Source organism: Dyella sp. C9 (assembly GCF_003332825.1).
Lineage (GTDB): Bacteria > Pseudomonadota > Gammaproteobacteria > Xanthomonadales > Rhodanobacteraceae > Dyella.
The window spans coordinates 76126-99051 of sequence record NZ_QIRF01000009.1; the positions used below are offsets into that span (position 1 = coordinate 76126).

Consider the following 22926-nt stretch of genomic DNA (forward strand, 5'->3'; position numbering starts at 1 on the left):
AGATATCGCTGCGCCGCCGCAAACATCGCGCATCAGCCTGCGTAGAATAGGCAATTCTCCCCGCCCATTCCGCGTGTGTCCATGGCTGTCAGCGTATTCGACCTGTTCAAGATCGGCATTGGCCCTTCCTCCTCGCACACCGTCGGCCCCATGCGTGCCGCGGCGCGTTTTGCCGAGCGCTGGCTGGAAGAAAAAGGCGTACTCGATCGCGTGGTGCGCGTGCGTGCCGAGCTGTATGGCTCGCTGGCCATGACCGGCCGCGGCCACGGCACCGACAAGGCGGTGCTGCTGGGCTTCGAGGGTGCCCACCCGGATACGGTCGATCCCGATCTCATTCCCGAAACGCTTTCGCGCATCCGCAGCACGCATCGCCTGCGCGTGCTCGGCAAGCACGAGATCGAGTTCGAGGAAAAGCGCGACTTGGTGTTCAACAAGCGCCAAAAGCTGCCGTTCCACACCAATGGCATGCGTTTCTCCGCCTATGACGCCGAAGGCCATGAGCTGGCCACGCGCGACTACTACTCGGTGGGTGGCGGCTTCGTGGTCAATCACGACGAGGCCGCGGAAGACCGCATCGTCGCCGATACCACCGAGCAACCCTATCCGTTCTCCACCGGCGACCAGCTGCTGGAACTGTGCGAGAAGAACAAGCTCAGCATCGCCCAGCTGATGATGGAGAACGAGAAGGTGTGGCGCAGCGAAGCGGAAACGCGTGCCGGCCTGCTCACCATCTGGAAGGCTATGCAGGACTGCGTCAATCGCGGCCTGCGCTCGCCCGGCGTGCTGCCCGGCGGCCTCAAGGTGACGCGCCGTGCGCCGCAGATGGCCGAGGACCTGCGCTCGCAGCCGGAGGCCTCGCTCAAGGATCCGCTGACCATCCTCGACTGGGTGAACCTGTACGCACTGGCGGTGAACGAAGAGAACGCCGCCGGTGGCCGCGTGGTCACCGCGCCGACCAACGGCGCGGCCGGCATCGTGCCGGCGGTGCTGCACTATTACCACCGCTTCATCCCGAAGGCCGACGAGAACGGCATCGTGGACTTCATGCTCACGGCCGGCGCCATCGGCATCCTCTACAAGGAAAATGCCTCGATCTCCGGCGCCGAAGTGGGCTGCCAGGGCGAAGTGGGCGTGGCCTGTTCGATGGCCGCCGGCGGCCTCACCGCCGCACTGGGCGGCAACGTGCTGCAGGTGGAGAACGCCGCCGAGATCGGCATGGAGCACAACCTGGGACTCACCTGCGACCCCATCGGCGGCCTGGTGCAGATCCCCTGCATCGAACGCAACGCGATGGCCTCGGTCAAGGCCATCAATGCCAGCCGCATGGCACTCAAGAGCGACGGCAAGCACCGCGTGTCGCTGGACAAGGTGATCGCCACCATGCGCGACACCGGCCGCGACATGAAGGACAAGTACAAGGAAACCTCGCGCGGCGGCCTGGCGGTCAACGTCATCGAGTGCTGATGGCCTGACCAGGCCCAGGAATGACACGCCCGTCCGGACGAAGACGGGCGTGGATCTCATCCCCGCCCCTTAGGAGCGCACTCTGTGCGCGAAAATCCACGGCGCGGTCACGCCTTGGCCAGACGGTCGCGCACAGGGTGCGCTCCTGCAGAGGCTCTCCGTGAGCCACTGCCGCCCCTGTGGGGTCATCCCGTGCCCAGGCTGGCCACGGCGGCATCGACCCGCGCCTTCAGCTGCTGCAGTTGCGCGGGTGTCAGTTTCGCAGCCGCCTTGCTGAGGTAATCATGCGCGGTCTTCAGCTGCTGCTGGCTGTCCATGCGCTGGGCCAGCGAGATCTGGTACCAGCCTTCGGCGGGGTTTTCCGCCACGCCGGTGCCGGTGACATAGGCCACGCCCATCGCGTAGTGGCCGAGCATGTCGTTGCTGGCCATGGCCTTGCGCGCCAGCGCCACGCCGCGCGCGGCATCGACCGGCACGCCATCCTTGCCGGTGATGAGGAAATAAGCCAGCGTGCCGGCCGCGCGCGCACTGCCGCCGTCGACAGCGGCCTGCATCCAACGCACGGCGGCGGCAGGATCCTGGCGACCGAACAAGCCCGAGACATAGAACTGCCCGAGCGACAGCTGCGCGTCGGGGTCGCCTTTCTGCGCGGCGAGCAGCAGCCAGTGCTCGCCGGCGGCAACATCCTTGGGCAAGCCCATCTCGCCGGAGAGTCGGGCCATCGCCACCAGTTCCATGCCCTTGGGAGCGCCCTTGTCGGCGGCCTGCTGTGCCCACTGCAGGGCTTCCTGGGCGCCACCGGTGGCCAGCAGAGCCACCGCGAGCACCGCCATGTGGTCGGGGTTGTGGTCGCCATTGACGCTCTTGCGCATCCAGTCGATGGCCGTGGGCACATCGCGATTCACGCCGACGCCGGCCATGTAGGCGGAGCCCAGCATCCACGCGCCCTCGGCATCACCGGCCTGTGCCGCCTTGCGGTACCACTCGGCGCCGGTCGCCTTGTCTTCGGGCTTGCCATCGTCCTGCAGCAGCCGCCCCAGCGCGACCTGCGCCTTGGCGTCACCGGCGGTGGCGCGCCGCTGCAGGTCGGCACGGGAGGCCTCATCAGGGCCCGCTGCCAACGCGGGCAATGTGCCAACAGCGAGGGCGAGGGCCAGCAGCAGCGCGGCACGAACCATGGCGCGGGCACCTTCAAATGGGGGCCTGGCGATACTAGCGCCGCGGGGCAAGCGCGCGCCAATGCATCGACCGAACCGATTTTTCGGCCACGATTCAAGCACCTGCCTGCTGCGCCGCGCCATGGCCCCTGACTCTTGGCGGGCTGACAGGCCCGTGACCGGTCTGTCATCATCCGCCCCTTGTGTCGCCCAGGGAGGCGGCTTTCGGTTCAACGACCTGGGGACCTGCATGTCTCAATCTCCGATCCGCCGCGATGTCGGCCCATTCGCCCTCATGCTTACCGGCCTGGGCTCCATCATTGGCTCCGGCTGGCTGTTCGGCGCATGGAAGGCCGCCGGCCTCGCCGGCCCCGGCGCGGTCTGGGCGTGGGTGCTCGGCGCGGCCATCATCATGACCATCGCGCTCACCTACGCGGAGCTGGGCTCGATGTTCCCCGAGTCCGGCGGCATGGTCCGCTACAGCCACTACTCGCATGGTTCGCTGGTCGGCTTCATCGGCGCCTGGGCCAACTGGATCGCCATCGTCTCGGTGATCCCGGTGGAAGCCGAGGCCTCGGTGCAGTACATGGCCTCGTGGCCATGGCAGTGGGCGCAGGACCTGTACATGCACATGCCCGATGGCCACGGCGAGCTCTCGCACGCCGGCTTGGCCATCGCCGCCGTGCTGGTGATCATCTACTTCCTGCTCAACTTCTGGAGCGTGAAGCTGTTCGCCCGCTCCAACACGCTGATCACCGTGTTCAAGCTGGTGGTGCCGGCCGCCACCGGCCTGGCACTGATCGCCAGCGGCTTCCACAGTGACAACTTCTCGGTCGGCATCCATGGCGATGCGCACGCGATCGACCTCGCCGCCGTGCTCACGGCCGTGGCCACCGCCGGCATCGTGTTCAGCTTCAACGGCTTCCAGAGCCCGGTGAACCTCGCGGGTGAAGCGCGCAACCCGGGCAAGAGCATCCCGTTCGCGGTGATCGGTTCGATCCTGCTGGCCACGGTGGTCTACGTGATCCTGCAGGTGGCCTACCTCGGCGCGGTACCGCCGGAGATGCTGGCCAAGGCCGGCTGGCATGGCATTGATTTCCGCTCGCCGTTCGCCGAGCTCGCCATCATCGTCAACCTGCATTGGCTGGCGATGCTGCTGTATGTCGATGCCTTCATCAGCCCCAGCGGTACCGGCATGACCTACACCGCCACCACCGCGCGCATGATCTACGGCATGGAACGCAACGGCACCATGCCCAAGATCCTGGGCCGCATCCATCCGAAGTGGGGCGTGCCGCGCCCCGCCATGTGGTTGAACCTGGCGGTGTCGTTCCTGTTCCTGTTCTTCTTCCGCGGCTGGGGCACGCTGGCGGCGGTGATCTCGGTGGCCACCATCATCTCCTACCTCACCGGCCCGGTGAGCGCGATGACGCTGCGCCGCACTGCGCCGAACCTGCACCGACCGCTGCGCATCGCCGGCCTGCCGATCCTCGCCGGCGTGGCCTTCATCATGGCGACCGAGCTGCTGTACTGGGCGCGCTGGCCGCTCACCGGCGAGATCATCCTGCTGATGGTGGTGGCGCTGCCGGTGTACCTGTTCTACCAGTTCAAGGCGAACTGGAACGACTTCGGCCGCCAGCTGAAGGGCGCATGGTGGCTGATCTGCTACCTGCCCACGCTGGCGCTGGTGTCCTGGCTGGGCAGCACCGATTTCGGCGGCCAGGGCTACCTCACCTATGGCACCGATCTGGCCGTCGTCGCGGTGATCGGCCTGGTGTTCTACGTCTGGGGCGTGAAGTCGGGCTGGCGCACGCCGTCGGTGGAAGAAGCCGAAGCCAATCCGCACGTGCACGACTGAGCGACACGTACGGTGAAAACAGAAAACGCGCGGTGATGAGCCGCGCGTTTTTTTATGGGCCATGCGTTGAGTCAGCGTGGGTTGCGCACAGGGTGCGCTCCTACACTCCCTGGCCCTGCGTCATGCCAAGGCCAGCACGTCGCCCAGCAGAGCCTGCGCCGTCACCTCCGGCCCCGCGCCCGGCCCCTGGATCACCAGCGGCTGCGTGTTGTAGCGCGTGGTGCTCAGGGCGAACTGGTTGTCGGTGCCGTAGAGGCGCGTGGCCGGATGGTTGGCCGGCACCTCGACCAGGCCCACGCGGGCACGACCGCGCTGGTTGAGGCGGGCGAGGAAGCGCAGTGCACCGCCGCGGGCTGCAGCCTCCGCATGGCGCGCGGCCAGCGGTTCGTCGAGTTCTTCCAGGCGTGACAGGAAGCTCTCGACATCCACCCCGCGCAGCCCCTCCGGCACCAGGCTTTCCACTTCCACCTCGTCGGGGCGCAGCGCAAAGCCGGCGCAACGGGCGAGGATCAACAGCTTGCGCGCCACGTCCTCGCCGGAAAGATCGCTGCGCGGATCCGGTTCGGTGTAGCCCAGCTCGCGTGCGCGACGCAGCAGTGCCGAGAACGGCTGGCTGCCGTCGTACTGGTTGAACAGGTACGACAGCGAACCGGAGAACACGCCTTCCAGCGTAAGCAGCGAGTCGCCGCAATGACGCAGCCTGCGCAAGGTGGAGATCACCGGCAGGCCCGCGCCCACCGTGGCCGAATCGCCATAACGCCCACCGGTCGCCAACGCCGCCTGCAGCGTGCGCCAACCCGGCAGGTCGCCACCGGCCAGCGACTTGTTGGCGGTGACCACGTGGTAGCCGCGCGCGAGCCATTCGGCATGGCGCGAAGCCAGCACGCCGCAGGCCGTGGCGTCGACGATCACCTTGACCGACGCCTCGTCTGCATCGAGCGCCCCCAGCAAGGCGGTGTCGTTGCGCGGGTCGCCGTGGCTCCTCAGCTTGTCGCGCAGCGCCGGATCGGCCAGTTGCGCAGACTGGGTCTGCTGGCGACGCGAGTTCGCCGCACCCACCAGCCGGATCGACGAAGCGGCCGGCGTATTGAGCAGCTTGAGGAAGGCGCCACCCACCACGCCCGTGCCCAGCAGCACCGTTGCGATGGACGAGCCGGCACGCGTGCGGGCCTCGACCGAAAGCACCGCGCTCATGCGCTCACCCGGCGTTTGGCCTCGCCCGCCTTCTCCGCACGCTGCAGCGCGGCGTCGAGGTCGCGCAACAGGTCGTCGCCATCCTCGATGCCCACCGACAGGCGCAACAGGCTGTCGGCGATGCCGGCGGCGCGGCGCGCTTCCGGCGCCATCGACGCGTGGGTCATCGACGCGGGATGCGCCACCAGGCTCTCCACGCCGCCCAGCGATTCGGCCAGCGAGAAATAGCGCAGGCCGTCGACGAAGGCCTGGATGTGCGCCACGTCGCCTTCGACCTCGAAGCTAAGCATGGCACCGAAGCCCTGCTGCTGGCGCGCGGCCAGGGCGTGGCCGGCATGGTGCTCCAGGCCCGGGTAGTACACCTTGCGCACGGCCGCATGGCCGTCCAGAAGCTCGACGATGCGCGTGGCGTTTTCCTGGTGCTGGCGCAAGCGCACATTGAGCGTGCGCAGGCCACGCAGGGTGAGGAAGCTGTCGAACGGCGCGCCGGTGAGCCCATTGCAGTTGCCCCACCACTTCAGCTGCTCCGCCACCGCCGGATCACGGGCCACCACGGCGCCACCCACCACATCGCTGTGGCCGTTGATGTACTTGGTGGTGGAGTGCACCACCACGTCCGCGCCCAGTGCCAGCGGCTGCTGCAGCGCGGGCGAGAGGAAGGTGTTGTCCACTACTACCAGCGCGCCCACCGCATGCGCGGCCTGCGCCACGTGGCGGATGTCGGTGATGCGAAGCAGCGGGTTGGACGGCGTCTCCACCCACACCAGCGAAGGCTTGAGCGCCAGGCCGTCGGCCAGCGCGTGGCTGTTGGTGAGGTCGACGAACTTCACCTGGAAGCGGCCCTTCTTCGCCCAGGCATCCAGCAGGCGCCAGGTGCCGCCGTAGCAATCGTGGGCGGCCAGCACCAGCGAACCGGCCGGCACCAGCTCCAGCGCCAGTGCCACTGCCGCCATGCCGCTGGCGGTCACCACGGCGCCCGTGCCCTGCTCCAGCTCCGCCAGCGCTTCGCCCAGCAGGTCGCGCGTCGGATTGCCACTGCGCGAGTAGTCGTAGGCCCGCTTGTTGCCAAACCCGGCAAAAGCGTAGTTGGTGGACAGGTGCAACGGCGGCACCACGGCACCGTGCTGGGTATCCGATTCGATGCCGGCGCGCACGGCGCGGGTACAGGGGGCGGGGGTGTCGCTCATGGGTGGATCTCCGTGCGTATCGCGTCTTGGTATCGAATCAACAACCGGCCAGGGCTTCGCGCAGCAGCGGCGCGAGGCGGTCGGTTTCCTTGAGGAAGGCGTCGTGGCCGTAGGGTGACTCGACCACTTCCAGCGTGGCCGGGCCGTACAAGCGGCGCTGCAGTTCGCACAGATCGGCCAGCGGCACCAGGCGATCGGACGGGAAGCCGATCAGCGTGGCAGGCGCGGCGACCCGCTCGGGTGTCACGTCGTGCAGGTCGATGGATTCGGACAGCGCCAGGAAGCGCTCCACGTCGAAGCGTTCGACGAAGCGGCGGCCGGCATGCTCGAGGTAGTCCTCGACCGGGAAGTGGAAGCGACCGTCGCGGAATTCCGGCGCGGCATTGAACCGGCGCGCGAATTCCTCGCTGCCGCGATAGGTGGTCATGGCCAGCTGGCGAGCCAGCGCCAGCGCCTGGTCGGGCTGGCCGCAATCCAGGCCCAGCCGCACGATGCCGCGCTGCACCGAGCGCTGGGCAGTGGCCAGCGGATGCGGGCGATGGGCTCCCGCCAGCAGCACCAGGCGATCCAGCGCGTAGGGGTGGCGGGCGGCAAAGGCCAGCGCGGCCATGGCGCCGTAGGAGGAACCCACGAACGCATGCACGCGGCCAATGCCCAGCGCTTCCACCAGCGCGGCCAGCGCATCGGCCTGATCTTCGCTGGATACCGCCTGCACGCCGCTGAGATCGGCCGGAGTCAGCCAGTCGATCGAGAGCACGCGGTAGCGATCCAGGTCCACCGGCAGGCCCGCGCCCACCTGGGTCTGCCACCAGCCCGGCGCGGCCTCGCCGTCCAGCGCCACCACGTCACGGTTGGCGGAGATGCCGCCCTGAACGATCACGGTGGGCGCATCGGGTGCGCCGCACCACAGGTAGCGTACGTCCACCTCGCAAGGGGCACTGCCGTACTTGGGGGCGAGGGTCAGGCGGCGCGTGCTGCGCTGGGTGGTCAGGTCCGGCCGCATGATGCCGGCCACCGCTGCAGAAGCGGATGCGGCGGGGGCGAAGGTTTGCGGCTGGCTGCACATCTGGGCTCTTCTCCGGTCGGCATCGACCCGCGGACCGGAGGAAGAGAGCAAGGCACGGCCAGCGGACGCGTGGCGGTGCGGATCTGCCCTCATCTCGCGGCTTGCGCCCAGGGGCGCCTCCGCAGGAATTGGCACCGTCGCGGAACTGCTCCGCAGGTTGCCCCGGCTTCAAAGGGCCTGTCCCTCCGCCGGTCTCGATGAGTGTTCGGAGAATCTAACCACCATGAAACGCGATGTCAATAGACGTCTAAACGTCTATGCCTCTTCACGTCCCGTGTCTTCATTCAAGATAGCCCAAGCAAGACGCACCAAAGGTTGCGCCCGAAACCAGATGTCCCGGGCGCCAGTCCTTGCCTACTGCCTGGTGGCCACGAAGGACATCGTGCGATCGCGCAGCTTGTCGTCAAAGAGCACCTTCATGGTCTTTCCGTCCGCCGACACCGTGGAAGTGGCCACGGATACCACCCTGCCATCGCGCTTATCAGTCTCCACCAGCACGTTCTTGCCGTTCTGCCTGACGGTCACGCTGCTGATGCCCGGGTCGCCCTTGTAGGGCGCCTCGGTGCCGTCGGTCCTGGCCTGGTACGACTGGCCGGTGGGCGTGGTCATGCTCAACGTCCCGTTCGCTTCCTTGTAGGTGAAGAAGATGGCGTTATCGGACAGGTTGGCGAGGTTCGAGGTGACCCATGAGCCGGAGACGGCGTGGGAGCCCGCCGGACCAGGCGCCACCCTGGCCAGATCGCCACTGCCCGTCACCGGTGCACTGCTGGTGTTGCTGCTGTCGGAGAACTCGAAATGCGCTGTCTTGCCGTCGGGCGCCACGGTCGTGGTGGAGGTGGCCACCACCTTGCCGGCCTTCTTGTCGGTTTCCTTGATGGCATGCGCGTCGACCACCTCGATCGCGACGCTGTCGTAGTAGGGGTGGCCGGATACCGCATGGTCCTGCCCGTCCGCCTTGACCTGGAAGGCCGGCGCGCAGGTCTTGCAGTCGTACGTGCCGTTTTGCAGCACCAGCACATCGGGCTTCTTGGGCATCTGGACCTTGCTCATGTCGACCTTCCAGGTGCCATCGAAGGCACTCTGCGCCATGGCGCATGGCGGACACAGCAAGGCCACCAGCAACAGACCCGGATACAGTGGCTTTTTCATGGTTGCGACTCCCCGAAGATGGATGGAGCCAGGTAAGGCCCGTCGCCCCCGGATCGACCTCGCTGTCTTTCAGGCTCGCCTCCCTTCCAGACCCAGCCGCCTGAACCTACGCCCGCCTCCGAGGGCCATCCACTGGCCGAAAGTGTTAACGGACGGGGATTTGCGGACAGGCGGGCCGGCTGCAACACTGCGCGGCCCGTTTCCATCGTCCATTGCCGATGCCTCTCCTCGCCCAAGCCGTCGTCGTCCTGATCGCCCTGCTGCACCTGTGGTTCCTGGTGTTGGAGATGTTCCTGTGGACCCGCCCGTCGGGCCGCCGGGCCTTCGGCCTGACCGAGGAATTCGCCCACCAGTCCAAGGTGCTGGCCGCCAACCAGGGCCTGTACAACGGCTTCCTGGCCGCCGGCCTGCTGTGGGGCGCGGCGCTGGGGCATGACGGCCGGGCCATCCAGCTGTTCTTCCTGGCCTGCGTGCTGGTGGCTGGCCTGTTCGGCGGCCTCACGGCCACCCGCAAGGTCCTGTGGATCCAGGGCCTGCCCGCGCTGGTGGCCATCGTGCTGGTGCTGGCCAGCTGAACGGGGACCTGTGGCACCGGCCCGCGCGACGGGCCTGTGCGATGCTTGTCGCTCCGCCTCCATAACGGCCTGTCCATGACATCCACCCCTCAGGAAGCGGTCGGTGACCGCTTTGATCCCCAGTTGATGGCGCACGCGCGCGAGCGCAGCTGGGCGGCCCTGCAGGGCATTCGTGAGCGCATGCGCCCCGGCATGAACGAGGACGAAGCCAGGAGCATGGCCGCCGGGGTGTTCGCCGAGCTGGGCATGGAGCGCCTGTGGCACCCGGTGATCATCCGCATCGGGCCCAACACCACCAAGATCTACCGTGAGCGCTCCGACGCCGACGTGCGACTGGGCGAGAACGACATCTACTTCATCGACCTGGGCCTGGTGTTCGACGGGCACGAGGGCGATGTGGGCGACACCTTCGTCACCGGCCACGTCCCCGAGAAGCAGGCCTGCGCCGCCGCCGCGCGCGAACTGTTCCAGCGCGTGGCCAGCGCCTGGCGCAGCCAGGGCCTCAGCGGGGAGGCGCTCTATGGCTACGCCGAGCAGCAGGCCGAGGTGATGGGCTGGCGCCTCAACCATGAGATCAAGGGCCACCGGGTCAGCGATTTCCCACATGCCGTGCACAAGGCTGGCGACCTGGGCGAGCTGGGCGAACGTCCTTCCAGCGGGCTGTGGATCCTGGAGATCCAGATCGCCCATCCGACCGAGCCCTATGGGGCGTTTTACGAGGATCTGCTCACCGCCTGAGGAGGTGGCACATGATGACCGGCTACCCCGTGCTGGAAGGCGGCTGCGATTGCGGCCGGATCCGTTACCGGATGTTGGGGCCACCGCTCATCGTGCACTGTTGCCACTGCCGCTGGTGCCAGCGCGAGACCGGGGCCTCGTTCGCCCTCAACGCCATGATCGAAACCGACCGGATCACCCTGCTGCAGGGCATGCCCGAGGTGATCGTGACGCCTTCCCACAGCGGGCGCGACCAGAAGATCCTGCGCTGCCCCGATTGCCGACTGGCCCTGTGGAGCCATTACGCGGGCGGCGGCAACGACGTGGCCTTCGTACGCGTGGGCACACTGGATGAACCGGACCGGCTGAGCCCGGACATCCACATCTACGTGGAGTCCAAGCAGCCGTGGGTGGTGCTGCCCGAAGGCGCCCGCTGCACGGCGCAGTTCTACGACATCGACCAGGTCTGGTCGCCCGAAAGCCTGGTGCGTCGGCAGCACATCCGCGAGAAGCGGGCCCAGCACCCCGGCTGACCCACCTCCCCCTGTAGGAGCGCACCCTGTGCGCGACACGGGCGATACGGCACGCCCCATTCCTCGGGCTCCCTGCCGCACGGTCGCGCACAGGGTGCGCACCTACAGGGAGGGGAAGGACTTGGAAACGGCGACGGCCCGGCCTTGGTACAATGGCCGGTTCGCGAGCCCAGAAACCACCATGTCCACGCATCTCACCGAAACCCGCCGCCGCCGTACCTTCGCCATCGTCAGCCACCCTGACGCGGGCAAGACCACGCTGACCGAAAAGCTGCTGCTGTTCGGCGGCGCGATCCAGATGGCCGGCTCGGTGAAGGGCCGCAAGGCCGCCCGCCACGCCACTTCCGACTGGATGGCGCTGGAAAAGGAGCGCGGCATCTCGGTGACCTCCTCGGTGATGCAGTTCCCCTACGAGGGCCGCATCGTCAACCTGCTCGATACCCCTGGCCACGCGGACTTCTCCGAGGACACTTACCGCGTGCTCACCGCGGTGGACTCGGCGCTGATGGTGATCGACTGCGCCAAGGGCGTGGAGGAGCGCACCATCAAGCTGATGGAGGTGTGCCGCCTGCGCGACACGCCCATCATGACCTTCATCAACAAGCTCGACCGCGAGGGCCGCTCGCCGATCGAACTACTGGACGAAGTGGAGTCGGTGCTGGGCATCGCCTGCGCCCCGCTGACCTGGCCGATCGGCATGGGCAAGCGCCTGAAGGGCGTGTACCACCTGCTGCTCGACGAAGTGCACGTGTTCGAGCAGGGCAAGAACTTCACGCGCCAGGACTCCACCATCTTCAAGGGCCTGGATGCGCCGGGCCTCGAAGCCGCCATTGGCGCCGAAGCGCTGGCCGAGCTGCGCGACGAGCTGGAGCTGGTGCAGGGCGCCTCGCATCCGTTCGATGCGGAGCAATACCTGGCCGGCAAGCTCACCCCGGTGTTCTTCGGCTCGGCAGTGAACAACTTCGGTGTGCAACTGCTGCTGGACTTCTTCGTCGAGCACGCGCCTTCGCCGCGCTCGCGTGCCACGCTGACGCGCGAAGTGAAGCCGGAAGAGGAAGCGCTCACCGGCTTCGTGTTCAAGATCCAGGCGAACATGGACCCGGCGCACCGTGACCGCATCGCCTTCATGCGCGTCTGCTCGGGCACCTACAGCGCCGGCATGAAGATGATGCAGACGCGCACCGGCAAGGACGTGCGTATCGCCAACGCACTGACCTTCATGGCCAGCGATCGTGAAATCGTCGAGAACGCCTATCCGGGCGACGTGATCGGCCTGCACAACCACGGCACCATCGGCATCGGCGACACCTTCACCGAAGGCGAGATGGTCAGCTTCACCGGCATCCCCAACTTCGCGCCGGAACTGTTCCGCCGTGCGCGCCTGCGCGACCCGCTGAAGATGAAGGCGCTGCAGAAGGGCCTGGCCCAGCTGTCCGAGGAAGGCGCCACGCAGTTCTTCCGCCCGCTGATGAGCAACGATCTCATCCTGGGCGCGGTGGGCGTGCTGCAGTTCGACGTGGTGGCCTATCGCCTCAAGGACGAATACGGCGTGGATGCTACCTTCGAGCCGGTCACGGTGGCCACCGCGCGCTGGATCCATTGCGACGACGCCAAGAAGCTCGAGGAATTCCGCGAGAAGAACGCCAACAACCTGGCCATCGACGCGGCCGGCGAATTGGTCTACCTGGCGCCCTCGCGCGTGAACCTGCAGCTGGCGCAGGAGCGCTCTCCAGCGGTGCGCTTCTCGGCCACGCGCGAGCACGCCACGTCGGTCGATCTCTGACCCACGGCGGCGCCCTGGACTCCGGGCGCCGCTTGCCATGACTGCAGGCCCGTGTCGGGGCAGCGTGCACGCTGCTACCCTCCCCGCGTCCACAGGGAGTCCAACGACGTGCCAGCCGCCCCGATCGCCTTCACCACACCCATCACGGCATCCCCCTGGCAGCGCTGGATGGTGTTTTCGCCAGTGGCGCGACTGGCCTTCTTCACGGCCCTGTACATCCTGCTGTTCGTGCTCAGCTCGAAGGCGGCCGGCGCCCTGGGCTTCTTCGCCGACGGCACCTCGCGCCTTACGCATGCCATGGGCAATCTGGGCGTGCAGCTGGCCTCCTCGATTCCGGCCTACCTGATCCTGGTGCAGGCTGTCGAGCGCCGCCGCGTCGACGAACTGGCCGCCAAGGACGCGCTCACGCTGCTGCCCGCGGGCCTGCTGGGTGGCGCCCTGCTGTTCAGCCTGGTCGTGCTCGTGCTCTGGCTGGCCGGCAGTTACCACGTCACGGGCACGGACCTTGGTGCGGACTGGCTGCCCGGCGTGCTCACCGCCGGCGTCGGCGCCGGCATCGCCGAAGAGATCATCACGCGCGGCGCACTGTTCCGCATCGTCGAAGAGGGCCTGGGCACCTGGTGGGCACTGGCCATCTCTGCCCTGTTCTTCGGCATGGCCCACATCTTCAACCCCGGCGCCACGCTGTGGAGCTCGCTGGCCATTGCCATCGAGGCCGGCGTGCTGCTCGCGCTGCTGTACCACGTGACGCGCTCGCTGTGGCCCTGCATCGGCCTGCACGCGGCGTGGAACATCATGCAGGGTACGGTCTATGGCATTCCCGTCTCGGGCACCTCCGCCCGGGGCGTGCTGGTGTCCACCCGTACAGGCCCCGACTGGCTGAGCGGCGGCGTGTTCGGCGCCGAAGCCTCGGTGGTGGCGCTGGTGCTGTGCTCGTGCTGCTCGGCGCTGCTGCTGGTGATTGCACTGCGTCGCGGCACCATCGTGCCGCCGGCATGGCGTCGCGCGCCGCGCGGCTGAGGACTGCTGTCGCCTTCACAAAGTCACGAATACGCTGACTCGGCCGTTCCGGCACGGCAGAATGCCTGTGCCACCCCGATGGACGACCGACGCATGGCTTCATCCCGCCCCCGCCCGCGCTACAACTGGCTGGCCCACCAGCCGATGCAGCAGAAGATCCTGCTGGCCATCGGCACCCTGCTGTCGCTGTTCGTGATTTCGGGCACGGTGACCCTGCTGTCGCTGTCGCGGCAAAACACCAGCTGGGAATGGGTGCGCCACTCCCATGCCGTCCAGCGGAAGCTGGACGACGTGACGCAATCCCTCGAGGAGAGCCAGATCGGGGCGCGCGGCTTTGCCCTGAGCCAAGGCCAGGGCGAGCTCGACGCCTTCCATGCCTCGACCCGTGCCTTCGGCGACAACATCCGTGACCTGCGCCAGCTGACCTCGGACAACCCGTTGCAGCAGGCTCGCATCGACCAGCTTCAGTCGCTGGGCACCCGCTGGGAGCAGGAGGTAAGCAGCAAGGTCATCGATGCGGTCAAGGACATCCCGCGCAACGACCCGGTGGCCGCAGCCGCCGCGCTCGAACGCGTCCAGGCCGGTTACGTGAGCAGCCTGACCGTCTCCGCCAATGACCTGCATGCCCTGATCCGTAAGATGAACGACACCGAGCAGCAACTGCTCGACCAGCGCGATGCCACCCAGCATCGCGACGTGGAGATGGTGCGCATCGTGACCTGGGCCACCTTGCTGCTCAGCCTGATCATGGGCGCATCGGTGATCGGCTGGACCTTCCGCCTGATCACCCGCCCGATCCGCCGCATGACGGACCTGATGACCCGACTGGCCAGTCACGACCACGGCGTGGAGATCCGCCAACTGGAGCGCCGCGACGAGATCGGCGAAATGGCGCGGGCGCTGCAGGTGTTCAAGCAGATGTCGATCGAGACCAGCGAACTGACCTGGGTAAAGAGCCAGGTGTCGCGGATCTCCAGCGAATTGCAGGCCGTCACCGATCCCCATGAGTTCGCCGACCGCCTCACCGGCATCCTGGTGCCGCTGCTCAAGGGTGGCCTCGGCGTGTTCTATCGCTACGACGAGAATGGCGGACGGCTGCGCCTGCTGGGCAGCTATGGCTTCCCGCAGGCAGAGGCCGCCGACACGGACTACGCGCCGGGCCAGGGCCTGGTCGGCCAATGCGCGCTGGAACGCAAGACCATCACGCTGCGGGATATCCCGGGGGACTATGCGCGCATCCGCTCCGGCACCGGCGACGCCGTGCCGCGCACCGTGACAGTGCTGCCGCTGCTGCTGCGCGACAAATTGCTGGGCGTGCTCGAGCTGGCCAGTTTCCAGGACCTCAGCGAGCCGCAACAACGCCTGCTGGAAGAGCTGCTTCCGATCGCCGCCTTGTCGCTGGAAAACCTGCAGCGCGCACAACGCACCCAGGACCTGCTGCGCCGTACCAGCGAGCAGGCCGACGAGCTGCGCGCCTCGGAAGACATCCTGCGGCGCCAGCAGCAGGACCTGCAGGTCACCAACGAGGAACTCAACGAAAAGACCCACGCACTGCAGGAGCAGTCGCAACGCCTGCTCGCCTCGGAGGAGGAGCTGCGCGTGCAGACCGAGGAGTTGCAAGCCTCCAACGAGGAACTGCGGCAGAAGACCGACACGCTCAACCAGCAGAAGCAGATACTGGAGGCGTTGCAGCGGGAAACCGAGGAGAAGGCAGAGGAGCTGGCACGCGCCAGCCAGTACAAGTCCGAATTCCTCGCCAACATGTCGCACGAGCTGCGCACGCCGCTCAACAGCCTGCTGATCCTGTCGCGCAGCCTGGCCGACAACCGCGAGGGCAACCTCGATGCCGAGCAGATCGAATCGGCGCGCATCATCCACGACTCCGGCAGCAACCTGCTGAGGCTGATCAACGACATCCTCGACCTGTCCAAGGTCGAGGCCGGCAAGATGGAAGTGACCTTCGAAGACTTCCCCCTGGCGGACCTGGAGCGTGCCCTTCGCCGCACCTTCGCCCATGTGGCCCAGGAGAAGCAGCTGGGCTTTCACGTCGAGATCGAGCCTGACCTGCCGCCTGCCATCCACACCGACGCGCCCAAGCTCGAGCAGGTGGCCAACAATCTCATCGGCAACGCGTTCAAGTTCACCCACCAGGGCACCGTCAGCGTGCGCATCGGCCGCCCCTCCCCGGCACTGGCGCTGCCACCAGCCCTGCAAGGCAGGGATGTCCTCGCGATCGCGGTAAGCGACACCGGCATCGGCATCCCCCCGGACAAGGTGCAGAAGATCTTCAAGGCGTTCGAACAGGTCGACGCCAGCACCAGCCGGCAGTACGGCGGCACCGGCCTGGGCCTGACCATCTCCAAGCGCATCGTCGAGCTGCTGGATGGCGACATCGTGTTGCACAGCGACGTTGGCCAGGGCAGCACCTTCACCATCCTGCTGCCCCTGCGCGGCCCGTCCTCGCCGGTCGCCACGCCGGGTGCAGCCTCCGCCGCGGCGCCGGCGCCGGCGCCGCGCGCCACCACCAGCGCCCTCCTGCCGGACAGCATCGAAGACGACCGCGACCAGGTCCAGGCCGGCGATACGAGCATCCTGATCATCGAGGACGATCCGGTGTTCGCGCGCATCCTTGCCGACATGGTGCGGCGCAAGGGCTACCGCGTGCTGGCCGCGGCCGACGGCGAGTCAGGCCTGCAACTGGCCCATCGCTATCGTCCCACCGGCATCCTGCTCGACGTGATGCTGCCGGGCATGGATGGCTGGACCGTGATCGAGCGGCTGAAGGACGATCCGGCTACGCGGCACGTGCCCGTGCATTTCATTTCGGCCGTGGATGAAGCCAATCGTGGCCGCGAACTGGGCGCCGTGGGCTTCCTCACCAAGCCGGTGAGCCGCGAGGCCATCAGCAGCGCCTTCGACCGGCTGCTGCACTTCGCCAACGGGCACACGCGCCAGTTGCTGATCGTGGATGACGATGCCGATTCGCGTGCCGCCCTGCGTACCCTGCTGCGGCATGACGACGTTGCCATCGACGACGCCGCGAGCGCGGAGGAGGCCCTGCAGCGCATGGACGGCACCCGCTACGACTGCATCGTGCTCGACCTGGGCCTGCCCGGCATGTCCGGCATGGAATTCCTCGAACGCCTCTCGGCCAGCGGGCAGATTCCACCGGTGGTGATCTACTCCGGTCGCGAACTGAGCCGGGAGGAAAGCCTCAAGCTACGCCAGTACACCGATAGCATCGTGATCAAGGGCGCACGCTCGCCGGAGCGCCTGATGGACGAGGTCAGCCTGTTCCTGCACAGCATCCGCTCGCAGGGCCACGCGCGAACTCCGGCTGCGGCCTCGTCCGGCCCGATCGACGCCGGCGAACTGCAGAACCGCAAGGTGCTGCTGGTGGATGACGACATGCGCAACCTGTTCGCGCTGTCCAAGGTGCTGCGCGGCTGGGGCGTACAGGTCACCATGGCGCAGGACGGACAGAAGGCGCTGAAGGTGCTGGCCGACCAGGACGACATCGAACTGGTGCTGATGGATGTGATGATGCCGGTGATGGATGGCTACGACACGATCCGCGCCATCCGCGCACAGCCGCAGATGACCCGGCTGCCGATCATCGCCCTCACCGCCAAGGCCATGCGCGGTGACCGCGAGCGCTGCCTGGAGGCGGGCGCGAACGATTACCTGTCCAAGCCGATCGACGTCGACAAGCTATCGTCGATGATGCACGTGTGGCTGCACCGATGAGCCCCTCCGCCGGACAGGCGCCCCCCGTGGATCACGCCCTTGAGGACATCGAGGTCGACCTGTTCGTGCGGGCGCTCAAGCTCCGCCATGGCTACGACTTCAGCCAGTACGCACCGGCGTCGCTGAAGCGCCGCGTGCTGCAGTTGGTGCACAGCCAGCACACCGGCACCATCAGCGGCCTCACCCACCGGGTACTGCATGAGCCCGCCTTCCTGCCGGAGGTGCTGGAGGGCCTGTCGGTGCCGGTGTCGGAAATGTTCCGTGACCCGGAGGTGTTCCGCGCCCTGCGCGAACAGGTCTTCCCCGTGCTTGCCTCCTATCCCCAGATCAATATCTGGCAGGCGGGCTGCGCACACGGCCAGGAGGTCTATTCGCTCGCCATCCTGCTGGAAGAGGCCGGCCTGTACGAGCGCACCCAGATCTACGCCACCGACTTCAACGAAGCCGCCCTGCGCCACGCCCAGGAAGGCATCTACCCGGCCCGCGAGGCGCAGCTGTGGTCGCGCAATTACCTGGCCGCGGGCGGCAGCCATACGCTGGCCGACTATTACAGCGCGCGCTACGAGTTGATCAAGCTCGACCAGCGACTGCGCCGCCACGTGATCTTCGCCAACCACAACCTGGTCACCGACGAGGTGTTCTGCGAAGCCCATCTGGTGCTCTGCCGCAACGTGCTGATCTATTTTTCCGATCCGCTGCAGGACCGCACGCTGGCGCTGTTCCGCGACAGCCTGGTGCGCGGCGGCTACCTCTGCCTGGGCACGCGCGAGAGCCTTGATTTCGCACCTTCCGCGATCGATTTCACCCCGGTCAACAGCGCACTGCGCATCTACCGGCTGGGTTCCCGCAGCGAAGGTGTCGACTGACGTGGATGCACCCCGGGCCATCGTGATCGGCTGCTCCGCGGGTGGACTGTCCGCCCTGGAGCAGCTGTTCGCGCAGCTCTTGCCCTCCCTGCCGCAGCCCATCGTGGTGTGCTGTCACACCGGTTCGTCCACGGTGGACCTGATGTGCGAGCTGCTCGCCCGGCACAGCACGCTGCCCGTGGTCGAGGCGACAGAGCGCTCCACGCCGCTGGGTGGCACCATCCATGTGGCGCCCAGCGGCTACCACCTGCTGGTGGAAGCCACCGGACGTTTTGCCTTGTCCGTGGACGAGCGTGTGAGTTTCGCGCGACCTTCCATCGACGTCCTGTTCGACTCGGCGGCCGAGGCCTACGGCGACGCCCTGATCGGGGTCGTGCTCACCGGTGCCAACCGCGACGGTGCCGAGGGCCTCGCATGCATCCGCCACCACGGCGGCCTGGCCGTCGTGCAGGATCCCGGCGATGCCGAAGCCCCGACCATGCCCCAGGCCGCACTGGAACTCGCCGGTGCCGACCACTGTCTCCCGCTGGCGGCCATCGGGCCGCTGCTCAACCGCTTGTGCCTGCCATGAATGTCCCTCTCCCCAAGATCCTCGTCGTCGATGACACCCCCGCCAACCTGGTGGCCATGCGCCACCTGCTTGCCGACAGCGGAGCCGACGTCCATGAAGCCAGCAGCGGCAATGAAGCGCTCGCACTGTGCCTGGACCACGAGTTCGCGCTGATCCTGCTCGATGTGAACATGCCCGACATGGACGGCTTCGAAGTGGCCTTCCTCATCGGCGAGGACGAACGACTGCGTGAGACCCCGATCATCTTCGTCACCGCGGCCTACGCCGATGACATCAATCGCGTGCGTGGTTACCACTTCGGCGCGGTGGACTACATCGCCAAACCGATCAACGACATGATCCTGCAGTCCAAGGTGCGCGTCTTCCTCGAGCTGTACCGTGCACGCGCCGAGCTCAAGGACACGCTGGCCGCCTTGCGCGCGGAGATCGCCGAACGTCAACGCATCGAGGCGCAGATCCGCTACCAGGCCACGCACGACATGCTCACCGGCCTGCCCAACCGCGTGCTGTTCCACGACCGCCTGGTCACGGCCATGCAGCGCGTGCCGCGCCATGGCCCGGGCTTTGCGCTGGCGCTGCTGGACATCGACGGCTTCAAGGGCGTGAACGATACCCATGGCCACCCGGCCGGTGACGCCTTGCTCAAGGAGATTGCCGTTCGCCTGACCGAAGGCGTACGCGCCAACGATACGGTGGCACGACTCGGCGGCGATGAGTTCGCCGTCATTCTCGAGGATGTGAGCGACGGCGACTCCCTGCTGCGCCGCTGCGAGGAGTTGTGCCAGGCGCTCTCACGCCCCTACGACCTGCATGGCAGCAAGGGCCGCTTTGAGGCCCGGGTCAGCGCCAGCATCGGCATCGCCTCGTGGCAGGGCGAAGCGCAGAGCGACGAGGCGCTGATCCAGGCTGCGGACCGCGCGCTCTACCGCGCCAAGGACGAAGGCAAGAATCGCTGCGTGCTGGCGATCTGAACGCTAGGCCGCCTTGCGCGGCGACACCCACATGTCGATGCGCGCACGAAACACTTCGTCGCCGGCATCGTTGCGCACGCTCACCCGCACCGGCCAGGCATAGCCACTGGCCTCCTCCACCGCCGGCTGCTCCGGCGTTGCCACCGCGTGCTGGGTACCCGTGGCCTTGGCCAGATACTCCACCGTCATGCCGCGGGGAATCCATCGCATGCTGGATGGAATGCTCACGTCGGTCATCATGCCCGCGGTGAGTTCGGCCACGTTGCACAGCGCGATCGCATGCACCGTGCCGATGTGGTTGTGCACGCGACGACGGTCACGGATATCCACCGCGCAGCGATTGGGCTCCAGCGCCACGAAACGCGGCGAGATGGTGGCGAAGTAAGGCGCCTTGAAGCAGATAAGGCGGCCGTACAACCAACGGCCGCCCGGCAGGGATACCAGCTTGCGATACAGGGACAGGGCTTGGCTCATGCAAAACTCCCATGCAGACCAGGCAGATGCCTCGCCTTGGATGTGCCAGCGGGCTCCTGGCTCCTGAGGCGTCATCCCGGCGCGAGCCGGGATGACGATCTCGATCAGGCCGCGTCGGCCAGCTTCTTCTTGCGATCGGCGCGCGTCACCGCCGCACCCAGCTCGGACGGATCGAAATCGTCCACCGAGATGAACTCGAACACGCCCTCGCGCACGCGCTTGAGCAGATCGAATTCGGCGGCATTGATCACGCCCGCCTGCAGCGCCTCGGCCAGCTGGCCGTTGTAGTCGTGCGACTTGAACTGGCCGGCCTTCTGCGCCTTGCCGAACTTGCGCTCCACCGGCTCGGCCGCGATCACGTCCGGCAGCAGCGCGTTCATGCGGCCGATGGTGTTGTTCGCGGTCGGGGTGAGGTAAGCCCACTCGGTGAGGCGATCGCGGGCTTCGCCCGGCGCGGTGATGATGGCGGCCACGCGGCGACCCAGGCGATCCGACGGCGGCACTTCGCGGCGACCGAACGGGAACACCAGCGCACGCAGCAGCCAGGACACCGGCTTCACCGGGAAATTGCGGATCGCGCCATCCAGCGCCATCTGGGTGCGCCACATGCACTCGTGGAAGGCCCAGGCCAACAGCGGACGGTCCGCTTCCGGTCGACCCGTGTCCTCGTAGCGCTTCAGCATCGCACTGGTGATGTACAGGTAGCTCAGCACGTCACCCAGGCGGGCGGACAGCTTTTCCTTGAACTTCAGCTTGCCACCCAGCACGCCCATGAAGGTGTCGGCGCACAGCGCCAGCGCCGCCGAGTAGCGGTTGAGCTTGCGGTAGTAACGGCGCGTGTAAGCGTCACCGGCGGTATCACCGATGCGCGAACCGGTGAGGCCCAGGGTGAACGCACGCACGGCATTGGAGATGCCGAAGCCGATATGGCCGAACAGCGCGCGGTCAAAGGTCCTCAGGCGATCGCCATAATCGGCGATCGACAACGACTGCATTTCCTTCAGCACGTAGGGATGGCAGCGGATGGCACCCTGGCCGAAGATCATCAGGCTGCGCGTCATGATGTTCGCGCCTTCCACCGTGATGGCAATCGGCACGCCCTGCCATGCACGACCGGCATAGTTCTTCGGACCCAGCTGCACGCCCTTGCCGCCGTGCACGTCCAGCGCGTCGCCCGCGATCACGCGGCCCCACTCGGTGGCGTGGTACTTGGCGATCGCCGACGGCACCGCCGGCTTCTCGCCACGATCGACCGCCGCCGCCGTGGCGCGCGACAGCGCGGCCGTCGCGTAGGTCAGGCCGCCGATGCGTGCCAGCGCTTCTTCCACGCCCTCGAAGCGGGCGATCGAAAGACCGAACTGCTTGCGCATGCGCGCATAGGCGCCGGTGGCAGCGACGGCGGCGCGCACGCCGCCGGTGGCGTTGGACGGCAGCGAGATCGCACGACCCACCGACAGGCATTCCACCAGCATGCGCCAGCCGTGGCCGGCCATGTGCGGACCGCCGATCAGTACCGACAGCGGCACGAATACGTCCTTGCCGTGCAGCGGACCGTTCTGGAACGGGATATTGAGCGGGAAGTGGCGGCGGCCGATTTCCAGGCCCGGGGTCGAACGCGGCAGCAGCGCCAGCGTGATGCCCAGATCTTCCTTGTCGCCCAGCAATTTCTCGGGGTCATACAGGCGGAAGGCCAGGCCCACCACCGTGGCGATCGGCGCCAGCGTGATGTAGCGCTTGTCGAAGGTGAGCTTCATGCCCAGCGTCTCGACGCCATCGACCACCTGCTTGCAGACGATGCCGAAGTCGGTGATCGAGGTCGCGTCGGAACCGGCGTACGGGCCGGTCAGCGCGAAACAGGGGATCTCTTCGCCAATGGCCAGGCGCGGCAGATAGTGGTTCTTCTGCTCGTCACTACCGTAATGCAGCAGCAATTCGGCCGGACCCAGCGAGTTGGGCACCGCAACGGTGGAGGCAACCGTCGCCGACATCGTCGCCAGCTTCTGCAGCACCGCTGAATGCGCCAGCGCGGAGAAGCCCAGGCCGCCGTACTGCTTCGGGATGATCATGCCGAAGAACTTGTGCTTCTTCACGAAGGCCCAGACTTCCGGCGGCAGGTCGGCCAGCTCGTGGGTGATCTGCCAGTCGTCGAGCATGCCGCAGAGTTCTTCCACCGGGCCATCCATGAAGGCCTGCTCTTCCACGCTCAGCACCGGCTTGGGCTGCTTGAGCAGCTCGTGCCAGTCGGGCTTGCCGGAGAACAGCTCGCCCTCGAAACCCACCGTGCCTGCTTCCAGTGCGGTCTGCTCGGTCTCGGACAGCTTCGGCGTCACTTTGGCGAACATCTTCAGCAGCGGCGCACTGATCTGCTTGCGGCGGAAGCCGTCCATCAGCAGCGGCACGGCGATGAGCAGCTCGATCACCAGCAGGATGAACATGGTCCAGGAAGCGCCCGTCAGCAGGCCGACCACGACGGTGATGACCACCGTGGCGATCGCCCATGTGCGCAGGCTGCTGCGGTGGTAGGCACAGGCGCCGGTGGCAATGAGCGCCGCCAGCAGGGTCAGGATCACGGACATCAGCACACCTCGTTACGA

18 protein-coding genes and 1 riboswitch are annotated in these 22926 nt (G+C 67.1%); of the genes, 11 read left to right on the top strand and 7 right to left on the bottom strand.

All coding sequences use genetic code 11. From position 1 onward, the window contains the following. The first annotated feature begins 81 nt into the window (after positions 1-81). Positions 82-1464, top strand: coding sequence for an L-serine ammonia-lyase (locus tag DVU99_RS12190; RefSeq protein WP_114240484.1), 1383 nt, complete (start codon positions 82-84; stop codon positions 1462-1464). Between the two features lie 185 nt (positions 1465-1649). Here the strand turns inward: DVU99_RS12190 and DVU99_RS12195 are convergent, their stop codons facing one another. After that, on the bottom strand, positions 1650-2642 hold the full coding sequence (locus DVU99_RS12195) for a tetratricopeptide repeat protein (RefSeq protein WP_198670295.1): 993 nt from the start codon (positions 2640-2642) through the stop codon (positions 1650-1652). Between the two features lie 229 nt (positions 2643-2871). Between DVU99_RS12195 and DVU99_RS12200 the strand changes: the two genes are divergently transcribed. Then, positions 2872-4479 carry an APC family permease gene (locus tag DVU99_RS12200; RefSeq protein WP_114240486.1) on the top strand — a complete coding sequence of 536 codons (1608 nt, stop codon included), beginning with the start codon at positions 2872-2874 and terminating at the stop codon, positions 4477-4479. Positions 4480-4599: 120 nt separating this feature from the next. Here the strand turns inward: DVU99_RS12200 and DVU99_RS12205 are convergent, their stop codons facing one another. The 4 genes from DVU99_RS12205 to DVU99_RS12220 all read right to left on the bottom strand — a co-directional run bounded on the left by DVU99_RS12205 (position 4600) and on the right by DVU99_RS12220 (position 9075). Next, positions 4600-5673 (bottom strand): homoserine dehydrogenase, encoded by a 1074-nt coding sequence (locus tag DVU99_RS12205; protein ID WP_114240487.1) that lies wholly within the window; start codon positions 5671-5673, stop codon positions 4600-4602. Then, entirely contained in the window at positions 5670-6860 is a 1191-nt protein-coding gene (metB, locus tag DVU99_RS12210) for a cystathionine gamma-synthase (RefSeq protein ID WP_114240488.1), read from the bottom strand. The genes DVU99_RS12205 and metB overlap by 4 nt, the downstream gene beginning before the upstream one ends. A gap of 37 nt (positions 6861-6897) precedes the next feature. After that, complete coding sequence (locus tag DVU99_RS12215) at positions 6898-7926, bottom strand: homoserine O-succinyltransferase (RefSeq protein WP_114240489.1); 1029 nt, start codon at positions 7924-7926, stop codon at positions 6898-6900. An 86-nt stretch (positions 7927-8012) separates the two neighbouring features. Then, positions 8013-8130, bottom strand: a riboswitch (SAM riboswitch). A gap of 150 nt (positions 8131-8280) precedes the next feature. Next, positions 8281-9075, bottom strand: coding sequence for a hypothetical protein (locus tag DVU99_RS12220; RefSeq protein WP_114240490.1), 795 nt, complete (start codon positions 9073-9075; stop codon positions 8281-8283). Between the two features lie 218 nt (positions 9076-9293). Here DVU99_RS12220 and DVU99_RS12225 point away from each other — a divergent pair, with 218 nt between their 5' ends. From DVU99_RS12225 to DVU99_RS12265, 9 genes are all read left to right on the top strand, one after another. Then, positions 9294-9650, top strand: a complete 357-nt coding sequence (locus DVU99_RS12225; RefSeq protein WP_114240491.1) for a DUF1304 domain-containing protein — start codon at positions 9294-9296, stop codon at positions 9648-9650. Positions 9651-9725: 75 nt separating this feature from the next. Next, positions 9726-10388 carry a M24 family metallopeptidase gene (locus DVU99_RS12230; protein WP_114240492.1) on the top strand — a complete coding sequence of 221 codons (663 nt, stop codon included), beginning with the start codon at positions 9726-9728 and terminating at the stop codon, positions 10386-10388. Positions 10389-10399: 11 nt separating this feature from the next. Next, positions 10400-10900, top strand: a complete 501-nt coding sequence (locus DVU99_RS12235; RefSeq protein ID WP_114240493.1) for a GFA family protein — start codon at positions 10400-10402, stop codon at positions 10898-10900. A 181-nt stretch (positions 10901-11081) separates the two neighbouring features. Continuing rightward, complete coding sequence (locus DVU99_RS12240; RefSeq protein WP_114240494.1) at positions 11082-12683, top strand: peptide chain release factor 3; 1602 nt, start codon at positions 11082-11084, stop codon at positions 12681-12683. A 108-nt stretch (positions 12684-12791) separates the two neighbouring features. Further along, positions 12792-13703, top strand: coding sequence for a CPBP family intramembrane glutamic endopeptidase (locus tag DVU99_RS12245; protein WP_232823583.1), 912 nt, complete (start codon positions 12792-12794; stop codon positions 13701-13703). A 93-nt stretch (positions 13704-13796) separates the two neighbouring features. Further along, positions 13797-17450: a response regulator gene (locus DVU99_RS12250; RefSeq protein WP_114240556.1), complete on the top strand. Its 3654-nt coding sequence runs from the start codon at positions 13797-13799 to the stop codon at positions 17448-17450. Positions 17451-17476: 26 nt separating this feature from the next. Next, positions 17477-18316 (top strand): protein-glutamate O-methyltransferase CheR, encoded by an 840-nt coding sequence (locus tag DVU99_RS12255; protein ID WP_232823584.1) that lies wholly within the window; start codon positions 17477-17479, stop codon positions 18314-18316. 1 nt (position 18317) lies between these two features. Continuing rightward, positions 18318-18887 (top strand): chemotaxis protein CheB, encoded by a 570-nt coding sequence (locus DVU99_RS12260; RefSeq protein WP_114240497.1) that lies wholly within the window; start codon positions 18318-18320, stop codon positions 18885-18887. Beyond that, a complete protein-coding gene (locus tag DVU99_RS12265) occupies positions 18884-19858 on the top strand; it encodes a diguanylate cyclase (RefSeq protein ID WP_114240498.1) in 975 nt (324 codons plus the stop codon). Before DVU99_RS12260 ends, DVU99_RS12265 begins: the two co-directional genes overlap by 4 nt. Positions 19859-19861: 3 nt before the next feature. Here the strand turns inward: DVU99_RS12265 and DVU99_RS12270 are convergent, their stop codons facing one another. Both DVU99_RS12270 and DVU99_RS12275 read right to left on the bottom strand, forming a co-directional pair. After that, a complete protein-coding gene (locus DVU99_RS12270) occupies positions 19862-20332 on the bottom strand; it encodes a hotdog fold domain-containing protein (protein WP_114240499.1) in 471 nt (156 codons plus the stop codon). Between the two features lie 104 nt (positions 20333-20436). After that, positions 20437-22908, bottom strand: a complete 2472-nt coding sequence (locus tag DVU99_RS12275) for an acyl-CoA dehydrogenase (protein ID WP_114240500.1) — start codon at positions 22906-22908, stop codon at positions 20437-20439. Positions 22909-22926: the final 18 nt, after the last annotated feature.

Bases quoted from the DNA above. Each gene is read 5' to 3' on its own strand.
- DVU99_RS12190 (WP_114240484.1), top strand. From the start codon at position 82: ATGGCTGTCAGCGTATTCGACCTGTTCAAGATCGGCATTGGCCCTTCC.
- DVU99_RS12195 (WP_198670295.1), bottom strand. From the start codon at position 2,642: ATGGTTCGTGCCGCGCTGCTGCTGGCCCTCGCCCTCGCTGTTGGCACA.
- DVU99_RS12200 (WP_114240486.1), top strand. From the start codon at position 2,872: ATGTCTCAATCTCCGATCCGCCGCGATGTCGGCCCATTCGCCCTCATG.
- DVU99_RS12205 (WP_114240487.1), bottom strand. From the start codon at position 5,673: ATGAGCGCGGTGCTTTCGGTCGAGGCCCGCACGCGTGCCGGCTCGTCC.
- metB (WP_114240488.1), bottom strand. From the start codon at position 6,860: ATGAGCGACACCCCCGCCCCCTGTACCCGCGCCGTGCGCGCCGGCATC.
- DVU99_RS12215 (WP_114240489.1), bottom strand. From the start codon at position 7,926: ATGTGCAGCCAGCCGCAAACCTTCGCCCCCGCCGCATCCGCTTCTGCA.
- DVU99_RS12220 (WP_114240490.1), bottom strand. From the start codon at position 9,075: ATGAAAAAGCCACTGTATCCGGGTCTGTTGCTGGTGGCCTTGCTGTGT.
- DVU99_RS12225 (WP_114240491.1), top strand. From the start codon at position 9,294: ATGCCTCTCCTCGCCCAAGCCGTCGTCGTCCTGATCGCCCTGCTGCAC.
- DVU99_RS12230 (WP_114240492.1), top strand. From the start codon at position 9,726: ATGACATCCACCCCTCAGGAAGCGGTCGGTGACCGCTTTGATCCCCAG.
- DVU99_RS12235 (WP_114240493.1), top strand. From the start codon at position 10,400: ATGATGACCGGCTACCCCGTGCTGGAAGGCGGCTGCGATTGCGGCCGG.
- DVU99_RS12240 (WP_114240494.1), top strand. From the start codon at position 11,082: ATGTCCACGCATCTCACCGAAACCCGCCGCCGCCGTACCTTCGCCATC.
- DVU99_RS12250 (WP_114240556.1), top strand. From the start codon at position 13,797: ATGGCTTCATCCCGCCCCCGCCCGCGCTACAACTGGCTGGCCCACCAG.
- DVU99_RS12265 (WP_114240498.1), top strand. From the start codon at position 18,884: ATGAATGTCCCTCTCCCCAAGATCCTCGTCGTCGATGACACCCCCGCC.
- DVU99_RS12270 (WP_114240499.1), bottom strand. From the start codon at position 20,332: ATGAGCCAAGCCCTGTCCCTGTATCGCAAGCTGGTATCCCTGCCGGGC.
- DVU99_RS12275 (WP_114240500.1), bottom strand. From the start codon at position 22,908: ATGTCCGTGATCCTGACCCTGCTGGCGGCGCTCATTGCCACCGGCGCC.